Below are 16,368 nucleotides of genomic sequence, written 5' to 3'. Positions count from 1 at the left end.
TTAAAGAAAAGAAGGGGTCAGGGGGCGTCGTTCATCCTGGTTCGCCTCTTGCGCAGGGTCCGGGCCGGTTGACCATGCGCGGCGCGGAAGGCGCGGGAAAAGCTGGCCTGCGAGGCAAAGCCGGTGGCCAGCGCCACCTCGGTCAGGGGCATGTCGGTTTCCAGCGCCAGCCGCCGTGCCTCGGCCAGGCGCAGGTCCAGGTAGTGGGCTTGCGGCGTGGTTTCCAGCCGGGCGCGGAACTGCAGCTCCAGCGTGCGGGGGCTGACGCCGCAGCGGCGCGCGATCGCGGCGATCGGCAGCGGCGCGTCGAGCGTCTGTTCCATCAGCGTGTCGGCCCGCGCGGTCAGCGGCGAATGGCGCGGGTCGCCGCCGCGCCGCTGGGCACGGGCCGGATCGCCCGGGCTGTCGTGAAGGAAAAGACCGGCGACCCGGGCAGCGAGTGCCGCGCCGTAACGGGCGCGGGTCAGGTGCAGCATCATGTCGATGGCCGGCAGTGCGCCGCCGCAGGTCATCCGCGCGCCGTCGATGTGGAACCGGTCCTGCAGCACGCGGACCTCGGGGAACCGGGTGGCGAGGCGGTCCAGATCCTCCCAATGGGTGGTGGCGCCGTGCCCGTCGAGTACCCCGGCCGCGGCCAGCAGCCAGGGGCCGCCGTCGATCCCGGCCAGGGTGGTGCCGCCCGAGGCGATGCGGCGCAGGCTGGCGCGCAGGGCGGGGGTGTCGTGCCGCTCCAGCCCGAAGCCCGCGATCACCAGCAACAACTCGCAACGGTCGAGCCGCGCCAGCGGTGGCCCCGGCACCTCGATGCCGCTGGTCAGATGTGCGGGCTGGCCGGTGGCGGTGACATAGGACCAGTCGAACAGGCGGCGCCCGGCCAGCCGGTTGGTGGCGCGCATCGGGTCGACCCCGGCGGCGAAGGAGAGCGTGTTGCAATCATCCAGAACCAGCACCGCGGTGGACAGCGCGGCTTCCGAGGGGGTGAAGATGTTTCTTTCGATTTTCATCAAGTATAATTCGTATCATGTGAAGACTGTCAGGCAAAGCCGCGTCATTTTCGGCGCGGAACCAAAGGAGAGATCGAGATGCCGCTTGCCATGAACCGCGAGGTTTTCATTACCTGTGCCGTTACCGGATCGGGCAGCACCCAGGACCGCAGCCCGCATGTGCCGCGCAGCCCGGCCCAGATCGCCGAAAGCGCGATCGACGCCGCCCGCGCCGGAGCGGCGGTGGTGCATTGCCACGTGCGCGACCCCGAGACCGGCGTGCCGAGTCGCCGGTTGGATCTGTATCGCGAGGTGACCGACCGCATCCGCGAGGCGGAGGTGGACGTGGTGCTGAACCTGACCGCCGGAATGGGCGGCGACATGGTGTTCGGCCCGACCGAAAGCCCGCTGCCGCTCAAGGACGAGGGCACCGACATGATCGGCGCCGCCGAGCGGGTGGAGCACGTGGCGCAATGCCTGCCGGAGATCTGCACGCTGGATTGCGGCACGATGAACTTTGCCGAGGCCGATTACGTGATGACCAACACGCCGGGCATGTTGCAGGCGATGGGCCGGATGATGACCGCGCTGGGGGTGAAGCCGGAGATCGAGGCGTTTGACACCGGGCACCTTTGGTATGCGAAACAGCTGGTCAAGGACGGTGTGCTGGACAGCCCGGCGCTGGTGCAGCTGTGCATGGGGGTGCCCTGGGGCGCGCCGGATGACCTCAACACCTTCATGGCGATGGTCAACAACGTGCCCGACGACTGGACCTTTTCCGCCTTTGCGCTGGGGCGCAACCAGATGGCCTATGCGGCAGCCAGCGTGCTGGCCGGCGGCAACGTGCGGGTGGGGCTGGAGGATAACCTCTGGCTCGACAAGGGTGTGATGGCGACCAATGCGCAACTGGTCGAGCGGGCGGCGACCGTCGTCGAGAACATGGGCGCGCGGGTGATCGGCCCGCAAGAGGTGCGCGACAAGCTGGGGCTGGTCAAACGCGCGCCGGCGGCGTCCTGAGGCCGTGAATGGACGGACCCGGGGGCATCGGGCATGCCCCCGGGATCGGCAATGTGGAAACGAGAAACGGGGAATGCAGGCATGACACGGGTGGCAAGCATCATTGGCGGGGGCGTGATCGGTGGCGGATGGGCCGCGCGCTTTCTTCTGAACGGTTGGGATGTGCGGGTTTTCGACCCCGATCCGGAGGCGACACGCAAGATCGGCGAGGTGTTGGCCAATGCCCGGCGGTCGCTGCCGGGGCTGAGCGACGTGGCCCTGCCGGCGGAAGGCAAGCTGAGCTTCCACGCCGAGATCGCCGAGGCGGTGCAGGGCGCCGCCTGGATCCAGGAGAGCGTGCCGGAGCGGCTGGAAATCAAGCACCGGGTGTTTGCCGAGGTGCAGGCGGCCTGTGATCCGCAGGCGGTGATCGGCTCCTCGACCTCGGGGTTCAAGCCCAGCGAGTTGCAGCAGGGCGCGGCGCGGCCGGAGCAGATCCTTGTCGCGCATCCGTTCAACCCGGTCTACCTGTTGCCGCTGGTGGAACTGGTGCCCAGCCCGGTCAATGCGCCCGAGGGGATCGAGACCGCCAAGGGGGTGCTGCAAGGTCTCGGGATGTTCCCGCTGCATGTGCGCAAGGAGATCGACGCGCATATCGCCGACCGGATGCTCGAGGCGGTCTGGCGTGAATGCCTCTGGCTGGTCAAGGACGGGGTCGCCACCACGCAGGAGATCGACGAGGCGATCCGCATGGGCTTTGGCCTGCGCTGGGCGCAGATGGGGATTTTCGACACCTATCGCGTGGCCGGCGGCGAGGCCGGGATGAAACACTTCATGGCGCAGTTCGGCCCCTGCCTGGAATGGCCCTGGACCAAGCTGATGGACGTGCCGGAGTTCAACGATGAGCTGGTCGACCTGATTGCCGGGCAATCGGACGCGCAATCGGGGCATATGTCCATCCGCGAGATGGAACGCCATCGCGACGACAACCTTGTCGGCATCCTGCGCGCGCTCAAGGCGCAGAATTGGGGCGCGGGCGCGGTGCTGGCCGAACAGGACGCGCGGCAAAAGGCGGGCACCGACCTGGCCGGTTATGCAGAGGACATGGCGGATGTCTCGCAGCCCATCGTGACCATGCGCCGGGCGGTGCCGCTGGACTGGACCGATTACAACGGCCACATGAACGAGAGCCGCTATCTGCAAAGCTTCTGCGATGCCTCGGACCGGTTCATGGAACTGGTGGGTTGCGACGCGGAGTATATCGCCTCGGGCGGCAGCTATTTCACCGCCGAGACCCATATCCGTCACCTGGCCGAGGCGCATGCGGGCGATCTGATCGAGGTGCGCACGCATCTGCTGATGGGGCAGGGCAAGAAGATGCACCTGTTCCATACCATGTATCGCGGCGACGAACCGGTGGCGACGGGCGAGCATATGCTGATCCACGTCAGCCTTGAAACCCGCCGCCCGTCGGCGCCGAGCGACCGGATCGAGGCCAACATGGCCCGCATCGCGGCGGCGCACGCCGAATTGCCCCGACCCGAGGGGGTGGGGCGGTTCATCGGCGCGCCGAGGTGAGCCAGCGGGTTCTGATCACCGCCGGGGCCGGCGGGATCGCCGACATGGCGGGGTTCCTGGCCCCGGATGCGGCACGGATGGTGTCGGGGCAGGTGATCGCGGTGGACGGCCTTACCGTGAACCCCGACCCCACGCTCTAGCGGGCGGGGCGTCAGGCGATCTCGGCGCGCAGGCGGCGCAGGTGGTCGGGCAGGGCGCGCGCGGTCAGGGTGGATTCGCGCACCAGGTGATCGAAGTGACGCGAAAAGATCTCGATCCGGTCGCTGTCTCGAAAGGCGAGGTAGTGACCTCCGGCATAGAACACGCACAAGAGCGGGCCAAAGATCGTCACCGGCGCCGAATACAGGCGGCGCGAGTCGAACAGGTAGATCCGCAGGCGCGGGTAAAGCTGTTCGGACAGTTCCAGGAACCGGTCAAGCTGGTCGCGGCGTAGCGCGGCGGGGACGCCGGCGTAATAGCCGGTGGCGCGGGCGAAACTGTCCAACTCGTAGATCGGCATGGCAATCTCGTAGTCCGATTGAGCGCTGCGCATCCAGTTGAGCCGGTCCTCGGAGGCGCCGATCGCCTGGTCGGCGGTGCGGCCCAGGTGCGGGGCATACTCCCATTCCAGCATGGCGCGGGTCTTGAGCATGTCGGGCAGGGCGGCCGGAACATGGCGAATCTTGTAACCGGCGGCCTCGCGATGCCAGTCGAAAATCTGCTGGTCCACCAGCGCGCGGGGCGCTTCGCTGAGAGACAGGCTGGCCGAGAGCAGCTGGGCCGCGCTTTCGGGGCGATCCGACAGGCTGAGCAACCAGTCGGCGGAGACCCCCAACGCGGCGGCGCAGGCGCCGACCACATGGGCATTGGGCAGGCGCGCGCCATCATCGGTGAGCAGTTGCGAAATGGTCGACCGATCGACCCCGACGGCACGGGCCAGCGCACTCTGGCTCAGCCCGCCGTGGCGCATGGCCTGGGCCAGACGGTCGCGAAACTGGGTGGCCCGCAGGCGTTTGTCGATTTTTCCCGGCATACGGTGATAAATATCACATTCCGTGAGTCTTGTTAATCATATTCCGAATGGTCACAGGCTGTGCCGAGGCGGTACCACGGAGGAAACCAAAACAATCGGAGGCAGCATGGAGACGCGCAGGAGATCCCTGGTCAAGGCGGTGATCTGGAACCTGATCGGACTGGCGGTGATGGCCCTCGTCGGGCTGGTGGCCACGGGCTCGGCGGCGGTGGGCGGCGCGATGGCGTTGGTCAACACGGCGGTGGGGCTGGTGATGTACCTGGTCTACGAGCGTATCTGGTCGCGGATCCGCTGGGGCCGCCATGTCTGAGCGGCGCGCGCCGACCCCGCAGGCCCCGGAGTGGGGCACCTTCGCACTGATCCTGGCCTGCTATGCGATCTGGCTGGCGCTGTTGTTCGCGCCGTTGCCGGCATGGATCGCGGCGGTGCTTCTGATCCCGGTGCTGGCGCTGCATTCCTCGCTGACGCATGAGGTGCTGCACGGTCACCCGTTCCGGTCACATCGCCTGAACGAGGCGCTGATGGCGCTGCCGCTGACGCTGTGCATCCCCTATGGCCGGTTTCGCGACCTGCACCTGGCGCACCACATGGATTCGCGGCTGACCGACCCCTATGACGATCCGGAGTCGAACTACCTCGATCCCGGTGTCTGGTCGGCGCTGCCGGGATGGAAACGCGGACTTTTCACGGTGAACAACACCCTGCTGGGGCGCATCCTTCTGGGGCCGGCGATCGGGCAGGTTCGGTTCATGGCGCAGGACTGGGAACAACGAGGCGATCGGGCGGTCTGGCGGGCCTGGGCGCTGCACCTGCCGGGGATGGTCGCGGTTCTGGTGCTGGTGGCTCTGGCACCGCTGCCGCTCTGGTCCTACCTGCTGGCGGCCTATGGTGCGCTCGGCGTTCTGAAGATCCGCACCTTCCTCGAGCACCGTGCGCACCAGGCCTGTCGCGCCCGCACGGTGATCATCGAGGATCGCGGGCCGCTGGCCTTTCTGTTTCTGAACAACAACCTGCACGTGGTGCATCACATGAATCCCGCCGCACCCTGGTACCGGTTGCCGGCGCTCTACCGGGCCGGGCGGGCGCGGTTCCTGACCAGCAACGAGGGCTATCTCTATCGGTCATACGGCGAGGTGTTCCGGCGCTACCTGCTGCGGCCCAAGGATCCGGTGGCGCATCCGCTCTGGCACCGGGGCTGATTTCGCGCCATAGGGGAAACCATGGCTTTGTGGATCCCCGTCACCCTGGCCGCGGCGACCTTTCAGACCGCGCGCTTCATGCTGCAAAAGGTGCTGAGTTCGGCGCGGCTGTCGCCCGCCGGCGCCACCTTTGCGCGGTTTGCCTATTCGGCGCCGCTGATCCTGATCGGGCTGGCCGCCTATCTCTGGGCGACCGATCGGGGGCTGCCGCCGCTCTCGGGTCGGTTCTGGCTGTTCGCGGTGATCGGCGGAACCGCGCAGATCCTCGCCACCATCTGCGTCGTGGCGCTGTTCAAGCAACGCAATTTCGCCGTCGGCATCACCTTCAAGAAGACCGAGGTTATCCAGACCGCGCTGGTCGGGCTGGTGGTTCTGGGCGACCGGATCAGCGCCGGCGGCTGGGGCGCGATCCTGTTGGGGCTGACGGCGGTGCTGGTGCTGTCGCGTGCCCCCGACAGCACCGGCCCATGGTGGCGGCACCTGACCAACCGCGCCGCCGGCCTCGGGCTGGGCTCGGGGGTGTTGTTCGCCTTTTCGGCGGTGGGCTATCGCGGCGCCTCGCTGCAATTGACCGACCCCGATCCGGTGTTCCGTGCCGGCGTGACGCTGGCCTGCGTGGTGAGCTTCCAGATGCTTTCCATGGGGCTGTGGATGGCCTGGCGCGACCGGGCGCAGTTGCGCGCGGTCTGGGCAGCGCGCCGGACCGCCGCCTTTGTCGGGCTGACCAGCATGGGCGGTTCGTTCTGCTGGTTCCTGGCCTTCACCTTGCAGAACGCCGCCTATGTCAAGGCGCTGGGGCAGGTGGAGCTGATCCTGAGCCTGCTGGCCTCGGTGCTGGTGTTCCGCGAAAGGATCACGGCGCGCGAGATCGCGGGGATGGCCCTGTTGGGGCTGTCGATTCTCGCGCTGGTGCTGACGATCTGACGGGCGCCGGTCCGCTCAGCTTTCCGGCATGGGATGGCCCCGCAACCGCAGGAACAGGCTTTCCTCGTCGTCGTTGCGGAAATAGGGCACCGACTGGGGCGGCGCCGGGTCATCGGCGCGGGCGGCGACCTCGGCCAGCACCACCTCGGTGATGAACGGCAGGTCAAAGCGGCGCGCCTCGGTCAGCGGAATCCACTGCAGGTGCGAAAGCTCGTCGCAGGCATGGGCGAAATCGTCTAGGTCGCCCTGGATCGCGCCCGCATCGACAAGGAAGAAGCGCGCGTCGAACCGGCGTGGACGGCCCGGCGGAGTCAGGGCGCGAAACACGAACTGCAGCGGCTCGGCGGTGGGCACATGGCCGGTGTCGGCAAAGCCGCGCCAGTCGTCGGGAACCGCGCCGGGCCACGTGCCGGGCTGGCCCAGGACAAGGCCGGTCTCTTCCCACAGCTCGCGGATCGCGGCGGCGGCCAGTGCGGTCTGCATGCCGGCCGGTGCGTTCTCCTCCAGCCGGTCGTGGCAGACCCGGGGCAGGGGGCTGGCCAGCGGGATCTGCGCATCGCCGGCATCCACCGCGCCGCCGGGGAATACGAACTTGTTGGGCATGAAGGCGGCCTTGGCGCCGCGCTGGCCCATCAGGATGGAGGGATTCTCCATCCGGTCGCGCAGCACGATCACCGTGGCGGCGTTGCGGATCGCGGTCTTGTCCTGTGTCGTTGTGCTCATGTCCCCTCCGTTTCGTGTTGGAAGGGTCAGGTGAGTTCGTCGAACCCGTGCATGCGTCGCGCCCATTGGAAAGCAACCACCGCGCCCTTCAGTCTGGGCAGAAGGTAAAGCGAGAGGCTGAGGCAGCCAACCGCAAAGATGGTGAACAACACCAGTGGTTCGGGACGAAAGGCCTCGAACACGACCAGCAAAAGCGGGCCCATCAGGTGACCGACGATCAGGATGGTCAGATAGGCCGGGCCGTCGTCGGCGCGGTGGTGGTGAAACGCCTCCTTGCACACCGGGCAGGAGTCATTCACCTTGAGATAGCTGTGCAGCACCGCCCCCTCGCCGCAATTCGGACACTTGCGTCGAAACCCGCGCCACAGCGCGGGGCGCAGCGGGCGGTCTGTTCCGGTCTCGGCGGTGAGGGTCTGGTCGGTCATGCGCGCGTCTCTCTTAACTTGTTCGGGACAATCTGGGGGTTTTGTCCCCGAAGCGTAAGGGGAAGGGGTCCCGTTGCGTCCCGATGTCGCAAACCCCGGTCCGGGATGGTGTCGCAGATTTCGGGCGTGGAAGAAACTTTAAAATTCTGCGACGGATAATGCACGGTGCCGCGTTTGAACTGTATGAACGGCGGCAAAAGGGCCCGCCGGGACACGAAAGGAAGGCAGTTATGAAACATCGTGAATTCATCACGGGCATCGTTTTGGCGGCAGGCGTTCTGGGGGCCGGCGCGGCATTGGCGCAGGCCAAGGGGCCGATGGATGGCCCGATGGGGGGGATGGGCATGCATCAGCGACCCAGCTTCGAAGAACTGGATGCCGACAAGGATGGCACCGTCACCGCCGAAGAGATGATGGCCCCTGCCAAGGCACGCTTTGCCAAGGCCGACGCCGATGGTGACGGCAAGCTGAGCCTCGAGGAAATGCAGGCGCAGGCCCGTGCCCGGGCCGACGAGATGGCCAAGAAGATGCTGGAACGGATGGACCGTGACGGCGACGGCACCGTCAGCTTCGAAGAGATGCCGGGCCAGCGTCCGATGACCCGGGCCGAGCGCATGTTCGAGCGTGCCGATGCGAATGACGACGGCGCCCTGTCGAAGGACGAGTTCGACCGCGCCGGCGACCGGATGGGCCGCCAGCACGGCAAGCGTGACGCACGTGGCGAGGGTCATGGCAAGGGTCACGGCGACGGGCACCGCATGGGCCACGGCCACAAGAAAGGCGGCGACAGGAACGGCTGTGACGGCCCGATGCGCCAGCGTACACAGGGCGACAACTGATCCTGTGACCCGGGCCGGGATCATATCCGGACCCAGGGGCGCGCGCGGCAGTCATGCCGCGCCGCCCGGGGACGAGGACGCCGAGCTGTCCGACGATGCGTTGGTCACGCTGTTCGCCAATGGCGACGAGCGGGCGGCGCGGGTTCTGACCGCGCGTCTTGGCCCCAAGGCCTTTTCGGTTGCCCTGCGCGTGCTGGGCAACCGGGCCGAGGCCGAGGATGCCGCGCAGGAGGCGATGTTGCGGCTCTGGCGCATGGCGCCGGAGTGGCGCCCCGGAGAGGCGCAGGTCTCGACCTGGCTGTACCGGGTGGTGATGAACCTCTGCCTTGATCGCAAGCGGCGCGGACAGCGCGCCGGGGCGGTACCGCTCGACGCGGTGGCCGACCCGCCCGATCCGGGCCAAAGCGCGCCGGAGCGGATGCAGGACGGGGCGCGGGCGGATGCCTTGCAGGCGGCGCTGATGACCCTGCCCGAGCGGCAGCGGCAGGCGGTGGTCCTGCGTCATATCGAGGAACTCTCCAACCCCGAGATCGCGGGGATCATGGAGATCAGCGTGGAGGCGGTCGAGAGCCTGACCGCCCGGGGCAAGCGGTCACTGGCCGCGGCCCTGGCGGGGCGGAAAGAGGAACTGGGGTATAGCGATGGTTGAGAACGACACCGAAAACAGCATTCTCGAGGCCCATTTCGCGGCCGCCCGCCGTGTGGATGCGGACTTGCCCGCCGGGTTGGCGGCGCGGATGCTTGCCGATGCGGACCGGGTTCAGGCCACCTGGCAAGAGGTCGGGCGCGAGGCCCGCGCCGATGGGGCGGGCCTTTGGCAGCAATTCCTGGCGCTGCTGGGCGGATGGCCGGCAATGGGCGGGCTGGCGACGGCCTGTGCCGCGGGGGTCTGGCTTGGCATCGCGCCGCCCGATTTCCTGCCCGACCCGGTCGGGATGGTGGTGGCCGAGCAGAGCAGTTCCGTGGACCTTCTGGACAGTTATTCGCTGTCGTCGCTAATGCCGGAGGATGGGTGAGATGACCGATGTGACCGATCGTAAATCGCCGCGCGTGCGGCCTTGGCTGCGGATCGTGCTGGGGGCATCACTGGCGCTGAACCTGGCGGTGGTCGGGCTGGGGCTGGGCGCGGCGATCCGCTTTGGTGGCCCGGAGCGGGCGGGGCCACCGTTGCCGCTGGGCGCGGTGCTGTATCGTGAACTCCCGCGCGAGGATCGCCGCGCGCTGCGCGACGCCCGACTGGGCACGCGGCCCGTGCGCGCCGAACGGCGGCGCGCGGAGATCGCCGAACTGGACGCGGCGCTGCGGGCCGTGCCGTTTGATCCGGCCCGGGTCGAGGGGTTCCTCACCGCGCAATCGCAGCAACGCGACGCGTTGGAGCAGGCGCTGCGCGCCGCATGGCTGACCCGCGTGTCGAAGATGAGCGACAGCGCGCGCGCCGCCTATGCCGACCGGCTGGCCGAGGAAATGGCGCGCCATGAGCACGACCGCAAACGCTAGGCCGGCGGGCGCCGGTCAGGCGTGCTCCGGGGCGATGGACACCCGGTTGCGGCCTTGGGTCTTGGCGGCGTAGAGCGCCCGATCGGCCTGGCCGATCACCGCTGCCGCCGGATCGGTCGAGTCCCCGTGCGTTGGGCCGAAGGCCAGGCCGATGCTGGCGGTGACCCGTAGCGGTGGCGCCGGGGCGGCGGCATCGATCGGCACCTCTCCCAGCGCCTGGCACATCCGTGCCGCGGCGTGGCCGGCCTCCTGCTGACCGGTGCGGGGCATCACGATCAGGAACTCGTCGCCCCCGTGGCGCGCGATCATGTCGGGGCCGCGCAGCGCACGGCGCAACCGCCGCGCCGCCTCGGTCAGGACCGCGTCGCCCACCGGGTGGCCGTGGCGGTCATTGATCCGCTTGAAATCGTCGAGATCCACCAGCAGCACCGCCACCGTTTCATCGGCCTGCCCCGCGTGGAGCAGGGCCGTGTTCAGATGCGGCAGCGCGTGGCGGCGGTTGTACAGGCCGGTCAGCGGATCGCGTAGCGCGGCGCGCAGCCCATCCTGAACGGTGGTCCGCAGCCGGTCGGCCTCGGCCTTGCGGCGCAGTTGCGCCTTGAGCCGCAGCGCCAGTTCAGCTGCGTCAAAGCCCCGCGGCGCCACGTCATGCGCGCCCCGGTCCAGCGCCTCGGCGGCCAGGTGATCCGCACCGGCCGGGGGGACCGCGATCACCGCCGTGTCTCGGGTCGCGCCGCCGGCGCGCAGCCCCGCCAGCAGATGCAGCGCCGCATGCGCGTCCGTCGCCGTGTCCAGCTCGATCACCACCGCGTCGGGACGGGGAACAAGGGCGGGTTGCGGCACGTCGATCCGGTGACAGGAGAGCGCATGGGGCAGATGCGGGCTCAGCGCCCGGCGCCAGTCCTGCGCGGTTTTCACCCGGTCGGTCAGAACCGCCACTTTTGTTCCGGTCGGACGCGGGGCGAACCGGGCCCTTCGCTCGGCCAGGCCGGCGAGGTCCGGCGCACTGCCGGACAGGCCCAGCCCCTCGCCGCTGAAGCCGGCGCGCAGCAGGCTGCGAATCCGGGCCTGCAACAGCCGATCGTCGACCGGAACGGACAGCGCATCGTCGATCCCCGCCGCCAGCGCGTGCAATCGTGCGGCGCGGTCGTTGGGCGCGGTCAGCGCGATCATCGGAACCCGCGCCAGCGCCGGATCACCGTCAAACCGCGCCCGAAGCGCCGGTGCATCGCCATCGGGCAGCATCATCGCCACGACGATCAGGTCGGGCCGGAGCCGTGGCGCCAGCGCAAGGGCATCGGACAGCCGCGTGGCCTGTACCACCCGGTACCATGCCGCGCCCAGCTGAAGCTCCAGCATCATGCGCCGGGTGGCGTCGGCGTCGATGATCAGAATGGTTCCGTGCAAGGGGCCGCCTTTCGTCCTGGTCCACGCGCGAATGTGGCAAAACTGTGGCGGAGGAGGGGTTAACATCCGGTTTCAAAACGCCGGAAGCGGGCACGAAAAAGCCCGGCACGCAAGCGCGCCGGGCCTGGCTGTCACACCGGGGTCGCCGATCAGGCGGCCGCCTTGGCCTCCGGGTTGAAGCGGCCATAGAAGGTTTGGCCCTTGTCCGCCATTTCGCGCAGCAGCGGCGGGCAGGCAAAACGCTCGCCGTACTTCTCTGCCAACTGGTCGCAGCGCTCGGCGGCATAGGGGGTGCCGATGATGTCGAGCCAGCTCAGCGGGCCGCCCGACCACGGGGCAAAGCCCCAGGCTAGGATCGCGCCCACGTCGCCCTCGCGGATATCCATCAGCACGCCTTCCTCCAGCGCGCGGACCGCCTCCAGCACTTGTGCGAACATCAGCCGCTCCTGCACCTCGATCAGGTCGGGCTGGTCCCCGGCCAGCGGGTACTTGTCCGCCATGCCCTTCCAGTAGCCCAACCGCTTGCCCTTCTCGTCATAGTCGAAGAAGCCGGCCTTGGACTTGCGGCCCAGGCGCCCCAGCTCTTCCAGCCAGAAGATCAGGTCGTCGGACGGGCTGTCGGGATAGGCATCGCCCATCGCCGCCTTGGTGGCGCGGGCGATCTTGGCACCCAGGTCGACCGAGGTCTCGTCGGTCAGCTGGATCGGCCCGACGGGGAAGCCGAGCTGCTGCGCCGCATGGTCGATCAGCGGCATCGCAACGCCCTCGGTCACCATCCGCATCGCCTCGTTCATGTAGGGAATGATGCAGCGGTTGCAGTAGAAGAACCGTGCGTCGTTCACCACGATGGGCGTCTTGCGGATCTGGCGCACGTAATCCAGCGCCTTGGCCACCGCCCGGTCCCCGGTTTCCTTGCCCTTGATGATCTCGACCAGCAGCATTTTCTCGACCGGCGAGAAGAAGTGGATGCCGATGAACTGCTCGGGCCGCTTGCTGGCCTTGGCCAGTTCGGTGATCGGCAGGGTCGAGGTGTTGGAGGCAAAGATGCAATCCTCGGGGATGATCGCCTCGACCTTTTGCGTCATTTCGGCCTTGACCTTGGGATCCTCGAACACCGCCTCGATGATCAGGTCACAGCCCTTGAGGTGATCAAGGTCGGGGGTGGCGGTGATGCGGGCCAGCATCGCCTCTTTCTTCTCGGCCGTCACCTTGCCGCGCTTCATCCCCTTGTCGAGATAGGCCTCGGTATAGGATTTGCCCTTGTCGGCCGCCGCCTGGTCACGGTCGATCAGCACGACCTCCATGCCCGCCTGCGCCGAGACCAGCGCGATGCCCGCGCCCATCATGCCGGCACCGAGCACGCCCAGCTTCTTGACCCGCTGATCGGGAATGTCCTTGGGCCGCACCGCGCCTTTTTCCAGCGCCTCCTTGTTCAGGAACAGCGACCGGATCATCGCGCCCGATGACGGGTTCATCAGCACGTGGGTGAACCAGCGCGCCTCGATGCGAAGGGCGGTGTCGAAATCGACCAGCGCGCCCTCATAAACCGCCGACAACAGCGCCTTGGGCGCGGGGAATGCCCCCTTGGTCTTGCCGTTGACCATGGCGTTGGCGCCGACAAAGGTCATGAAGCCCGCCGGGTGATAGGGCGCGCCGCCGGGCATCTTGTAGCCCTTGGCATCCCATGGCTTGACGATATCGGCATCCTTGGCGGTCAGCACCCAGTCCTTCGCGGCGGCCAGCGGATCGGCGACCACCTCGTCGATCAGCCCGGCGGATTTGGCCTTGGCCGGCTCCACCATCTTGCCCTCCAGCAGGAAGGGCGAGGCGCCCATCGCGCCCAGCTTGCGAACAAGGCGTGTGGTGCCACCGGCGCCGGGGAAGATGCCGACCATGATCTCCGGCAGGCCGATCCGCGCCTTGGGGTTGTCGGCGACAAAGATGCGGTGGGTCGCCAGCGGCAGCTCCAGCCCGATCCCGGCGGCGGTGCCGGGCAGGGCGGCGGCGATCGGCTTGCCACCCTTCTTGGTCTTGGGGTCCATGCCCGCAAGCTCGATCTTCCGCAGCAGGGCGTGCATCTGCATGATGCCGTCGAACAGCCCGCGCGCGGGATCGTCGCCGGCGTCTTCCTTCATCTTGGCCAGCAGGTTGAGGTCCATGCCGCCGGCAAAGGAGCCTTCCTTGCCCGAGGTGACGACGATGCCCTTGACGGCGCCATCGGCCAGCGCGTCGTCGATGCAGGCCTCCAACTCGGCCAGCCCGTCGAAGGACATGACGTTCATCGACTTGCCCGGCACGTCCCAGGTGATGGTGGCGACGCCCTCGGCGTCCTTGGTCAGGGTAAATTCAGCCATAGTTCCAGTCTCCCGTTCCGTCGCTTACACGCGCTCGATGATGGTGGCCGCGCCCATGCCCGACGCGATGCAAAGGGTGGCAAGACCCACCTGCTTGTCCTGGCGTTCCAGCTCGTCCAGTACGGTGCCGATGATCATCGCCCCGGTGGCACCCAGCGGGTGGCCATAGGCGATGGCGCCGCCGCCGACGTTGACCTTGGAGGCATCGACGTCAAACGCCTGCATGAAGCGCAGTACCACGGCGGCAAAGGCTTCGTTGACTTCGAACAGGTCGATGTCGCCGATCTCCATGCCGTTGTCCTTGAGGATCTTCTCGGTCACCGGCACCGGGCCGGTCAGCATGATGGTGGGATCGGTACCGATCTTGGCGGTGGCCTTGATCCGGGCGCGGGGCTTGAGCCCGTATTTCTCGCCGAATTCCTTGTTGCCGATCAGCACGGCGGCAGAACCGTCGACGATGCCCGAGCTGTTGCCCGCATGGTGCACGTGGTTGATCTTTTCCAGGTGCGGGTATTTCAGCAGCGCGATCTTGTCGAAGCCCGGCATCTGCTCGCCCATCATCTGGAACGACGGGGTGAGCGCGCCCAGCGTCTGCATGCTGGTCTCGGGGCGCATGTACTCGTCGTGATCGAGGATCGCCAAGCCATTCTGGTCGCGCACCGTGATCACCGATTTGGCAAAGCGGTCTTCTTTCCAGGCGATCTCGGCGCGGCGCTGGCTTTCCACCGCCAGCGCATCGACGTCCTCGCGGCTGAAGCCGTACTCGGTGGCGATGATATCGGCCGAGATGCCCTGCGGCACGAAATAGCTGTCCATCGCCAGCGTCGGGTCCACCGCGATGGCGGCGCCGTCGCTGCCCATGGCGACCCGGCCCATCATTTCCACGCCCCCGGCGATATAGGCCTCGCCGGCACCGCCCTTGACCTGGTTGGCGGCCAGGTTCACCGCCTCCATGCCGCTGGCACAGAACCGGTTGATCGCCAGCCCGGGAATGGATTCATCGAGGTCCGAGGCCAGAACAGCGGAACGCGCCAGGCAACCGCCCTGTTCCATCACCTGGGTGACATTGCCCCAGATCACGTCCTCGACCGCGTGGCCGTCAAGGTTGTTGCGCTCCTTAAGGGCGTTCAGCGTCAGCGCGGACAGCCGCAGCGAGGTCACCTCGTGCAGGGCGCCGTTCTTGCGGCCCTTGCCGCGCGGGGTGCGCAGCGCGTCATAGATATAGGCTTCTGTCATGGTCGTCTCCTTATGCGCGGTCCGACGGGTTGCCGGGCATCAGATCATACGGGTGTTTCCAGCCGGGCTGCTCGGAAAGCCGGGTCAGCCAGGCATCGATATGGGGCCACTCGGCCCGATCGAACCCGAAGGGTTCGGGATAGTAGAGATAGCCGCAACAGCTCAGATCGGCGTTGGTCACGCCCGTGCCAACGATCCAGTCGCGGCCCTCAAGATGGCTGTTCAGCAGCTGGTAGGCGGCCTTGAGGCGGGCCTGGTTGAACCCGATCACCTCGGTCGGACGCTTGTCCTCGGGCAGGAAGTTCATCAGGAACCGGGTCATCCCCGCCATCGAGCTGAGCTTGTGATTGTCCCACAGAACCCAGCGCAGAACCTCGTAGCGCTCGGCCTCGGTCGTGCCGCCGAACTTGCCGGTCTTGTCGGTGACATATTGCTGGATCACCCCCGACTGGCTGAGCCTCAGGTCGCCATCCACCATCACCGGCGCCTCGCCCAGGGTGTTGACGGTCTGGCGATACTCCGGCGCGCGGGTCTCGCCGTTGAAGAAATCGACATAGACCGGCTCCCACGCCAGCCCGCTAAGCTGCAGCGCCAGCGCAGCCTTGTAGGAATTGCCGCTTTCTCCGAAGCAATAGAGTTTGATGGTCATCTTTCAGGCCCTCCCCAGGCGCGATTGGCTACTGTCGGAATTGAGTATTTGAAAAGAGAAGAAGCAAGGGGGCAGGGGCGGTAACGGGACGTTAACGCCGCAGTGGGCAGGCTGGCGGCGCGGTACAGGCTGGAGAGCCGATGACCGCAAGAGGAGAAGCCCCGCCGTCCCGCCCGGTCCCGGACCGACGCGGCCGGCGCCGGATGGCGGGGTGGACATGACCGCGGCTTCTTCTCTTTGAAAATACTCCCGCCGGAGGCGTCCCCGATCGACCGTTTCGCACTGGTCTTCGTGATCATGGCTCCCCCCATCTCTCCGTCACCGCGTCCTCACCGTTTTCGCGCGTCCAACTCGGAATTGAACTGGCGCAACCGGTGGGCCAGGTGCTCTTCGTCGGTGACGGCGTCGAAGTTCTCGAACAGGAAGGACAGCGCCTCGCCCTCGTCGAGCCCGGCCTCGGCGGCAAAGGATTTCAGCCGCCGGTATCCGTCCTCGGTCATCGCGACCGGGAAGCGGCGGGTCAGTCGGAATCGTTTTGCCATCGGA

18 protein-coding genes and 1 pseudogene are annotated in these 16,368 nt (G+C 67.5%); 10 read left to right on the top strand and 9 right to left on the bottom strand.

Translation table 11 applies throughout. The features are described 5' to 3' along the window. Positions 1-17: 17 nt before the first annotated feature. The gene (locus ABWV23_RS02460; protein WP_353344555.1) at positions 18-1,004 is read right to left on the bottom strand and encodes a GlxA family transcriptional regulator; all 987 of its coding nucleotides are present in this window, start codon (positions 1,002-1,004) and stop codon (positions 18-20) included. Positions 1,005-1,082: 78 nt separating this feature from the next. Between ABWV23_RS02460 and bcoG the strand changes: the two genes are divergently transcribed. From bcoG to ABWV23_RS02445, 3 genes and pseudogenes are all read left to right on the top strand, one after another. Next, positions 1,083-2,000: a 3-dehydrocarnitine:acetyl-CoA trimethylamine transferase BcoG gene (gene bcoG, locus ABWV23_RS02455; RefSeq protein WP_353344553.1), complete on the top strand. Its 918-nt coding sequence runs from the start codon at positions 1,083-1,085 to the stop codon at positions 1,998-2,000. An 81-nt stretch (positions 2,001-2,081) separates the two neighbouring features. Continuing rightward, the gene (locus ABWV23_RS02450; protein WP_353344551.1) at positions 2,082-3,557 is read left to right on the top strand and encodes a carnitine 3-dehydrogenase; all 1,476 of its coding nucleotides are present in this window, start codon (positions 2,082-2,084) and stop codon (positions 3,555-3,557) included. 26 nt (positions 3,558-3,583) lie between these two features. Beyond that, a pseudogene (locus tag ABWV23_RS02445) lies at positions 3,584-3,697 on the top strand (3-oxoacyl-[acyl-carrier-protein] reductase); the annotation flags it as partial. Positions 3,698-3,708: 11 nt separating this feature from the next. Here ABWV23_RS02445 and ABWV23_RS02440 read toward each other — a convergent pair. Further along, positions 3,709-4,569, bottom strand: coding sequence for a helix-turn-helix domain-containing protein (locus tag ABWV23_RS02440; RefSeq protein ID WP_353344549.1), 861 nt, complete (start codon positions 4,567-4,569; stop codon positions 3,709-3,711). Positions 4,570-4,675: 106 nt separating this feature from the next. Between ABWV23_RS02440 and ABWV23_RS02435 the strand changes: the two genes are divergently transcribed. The 3 genes from ABWV23_RS02435 to ABWV23_RS02425 are packed head-to-tail and all read left to right on the top strand — an operon-like array spanning position 4,676 to position 6,692. Continuing rightward, positions 4,676-4,879, top strand: a complete 204-nt coding sequence (locus tag ABWV23_RS02435; protein ID WP_353344547.1) for a DUF2061 domain-containing protein — start codon at positions 4,676-4,678, stop codon at positions 4,877-4,879. Continuing rightward, positions 4,872-5,768, top strand: a complete 897-nt coding sequence (locus ABWV23_RS02430; protein WP_353344545.1) for a fatty acid desaturase — start codon at positions 4,872-4,874, stop codon at positions 5,766-5,768. Before ABWV23_RS02435 ends, ABWV23_RS02430 begins: the two co-directional genes overlap by 8 nt. 21 nt (positions 5,769-5,789) lie before the next feature. Continuing rightward, complete coding sequence (locus tag ABWV23_RS02425; RefSeq protein ID WP_353344543.1) at positions 5,790-6,692, top strand: DMT family transporter; 903 nt, start codon at positions 5,790-5,792, stop codon at positions 6,690-6,692. A 15-nt stretch (positions 6,693-6,707) separates the two neighbouring features. On the opposite strand, the gene ABWV23_RS02420 is transcribed toward ABWV23_RS02425, so the two are convergent. Beyond that, positions 6,708-7,415 carry an NUDIX hydrolase gene (locus ABWV23_RS02420; protein WP_353344541.1) on the bottom strand — a complete coding sequence of 236 codons (708 nt, stop codon included), beginning with the start codon at positions 7,413-7,415 and terminating at the stop codon, positions 6,708-6,710. A 26-nt stretch (positions 7,416-7,441) separates the two neighbouring features. Next, positions 7,442-7,840: a DUF983 domain-containing protein gene (locus tag ABWV23_RS02415; RefSeq protein WP_353344539.1), complete on the bottom strand. Its 399-nt coding sequence runs from the start codon at positions 7,838-7,840 to the stop codon at positions 7,442-7,444. A gap of 230 nt (positions 7,841-8,070) precedes the next feature. On the opposite strand from ABWV23_RS02415, the gene ABWV23_RS02410 reads away from it, so the two are divergent. From ABWV23_RS02410 to ABWV23_RS02395, 4 genes are all read left to right on the top strand, one after another. Then, the gene (locus ABWV23_RS02410; protein ID WP_353344537.1) at positions 8,071-8,679 is read left to right on the top strand and encodes an EF-hand domain-containing protein; all 609 of its coding nucleotides are present in this window, start codon (positions 8,071-8,073) and stop codon (positions 8,677-8,679) included. Positions 8,680-8,764: 85 nt separating this feature from the next. Further along, complete coding sequence (locus ABWV23_RS02405; RefSeq protein WP_353344664.1) at positions 8,765-9,328, top strand: RNA polymerase sigma factor; 564 nt, start codon at positions 8,765-8,767, stop codon at positions 9,326-9,328. Next, on the top strand, positions 9,321-9,695 hold the full coding sequence (locus ABWV23_RS02400) for a hypothetical protein (RefSeq protein ID WP_353344535.1): 375 nt from the start codon (positions 9,321-9,323) through the stop codon (positions 9,693-9,695). The genes ABWV23_RS02405 and ABWV23_RS02400 overlap by 8 nt, the downstream gene beginning before the upstream one ends. Before the next feature lies 1 nt (position 9,696). Next, the gene (locus ABWV23_RS02395) at positions 9,697-10,176 is read left to right on the top strand and encodes a periplasmic heavy metal sensor (protein ID WP_353344533.1); all 480 of its coding nucleotides are present in this window, start codon (positions 9,697-9,699) and stop codon (positions 10,174-10,176) included. A gap of 15 nt (positions 10,177-10,191) precedes the next feature. Here the strand turns inward: ABWV23_RS02395 and ABWV23_RS02390 are convergent, their stop codons facing one another. The 5 genes from ABWV23_RS02390 to ABWV23_RS02370 all read right to left on the bottom strand — a co-directional run bounded on the left by ABWV23_RS02390 (position 10,192) and on the right by ABWV23_RS02370 (position 16,364). Continuing rightward, positions 10,192-11,583 carry a diguanylate cyclase domain-containing protein gene (locus tag ABWV23_RS02390; RefSeq protein ID WP_353344531.1) on the bottom strand — a complete coding sequence of 464 codons (1,392 nt, stop codon included), beginning with the start codon at positions 11,581-11,583 and terminating at the stop codon, positions 10,192-10,194. A gap of 149 nt (positions 11,584-11,732) precedes the next feature. Next, positions 11,733-13,937 carry a 3-hydroxyacyl-CoA dehydrogenase NAD-binding domain-containing protein gene (locus ABWV23_RS02385; protein ID WP_353344529.1) on the bottom strand — a complete coding sequence of 735 codons (2,205 nt, stop codon included), beginning with the start codon at positions 13,935-13,937 and terminating at the stop codon, positions 11,733-11,735. A 24-nt stretch (positions 13,938-13,961) separates the two neighbouring features. Then, positions 13,962-15,173: an acetyl-CoA C-acetyltransferase gene (locus ABWV23_RS02380; RefSeq protein WP_353344527.1), complete on the bottom strand. Its 1,212-nt coding sequence runs from the start codon at positions 15,171-15,173 to the stop codon at positions 13,962-13,964. A 10-nt stretch (positions 15,174-15,183) separates the two neighbouring features. Next, positions 15,184-15,822 carry a glutathione S-transferase family protein gene (locus ABWV23_RS02375; RefSeq protein WP_353344525.1) on the bottom strand — a complete coding sequence of 213 codons (639 nt, stop codon included), beginning with the start codon at positions 15,820-15,822 and terminating at the stop codon, positions 15,184-15,186. Positions 15,823-16,151: 329 nt separating this feature from the next. Continuing rightward, the gene (locus ABWV23_RS02370) at positions 16,152-16,364 is read right to left on the bottom strand and encodes a hypothetical protein (RefSeq protein WP_353344523.1); all 213 of its coding nucleotides are present in this window, start codon (positions 16,362-16,364) and stop codon (positions 16,152-16,154) included. Positions 16,365-16,368 lie beyond the last annotated feature (4 nt).

It is taken from the genome of Aquicoccus sp. SU-CL01552, from assembly GCF_040365005.1.
Classification (GTDB): domain Bacteria; phylum Pseudomonadota; class Alphaproteobacteria; order Rhodobacterales; family Rhodobacteraceae; genus Antarcticimicrobium.
The sequence above is the reverse complement of the archived record's forward strand: the minus strand, read 5'-3'. Positions and strand labels throughout refer to the sequence as shown.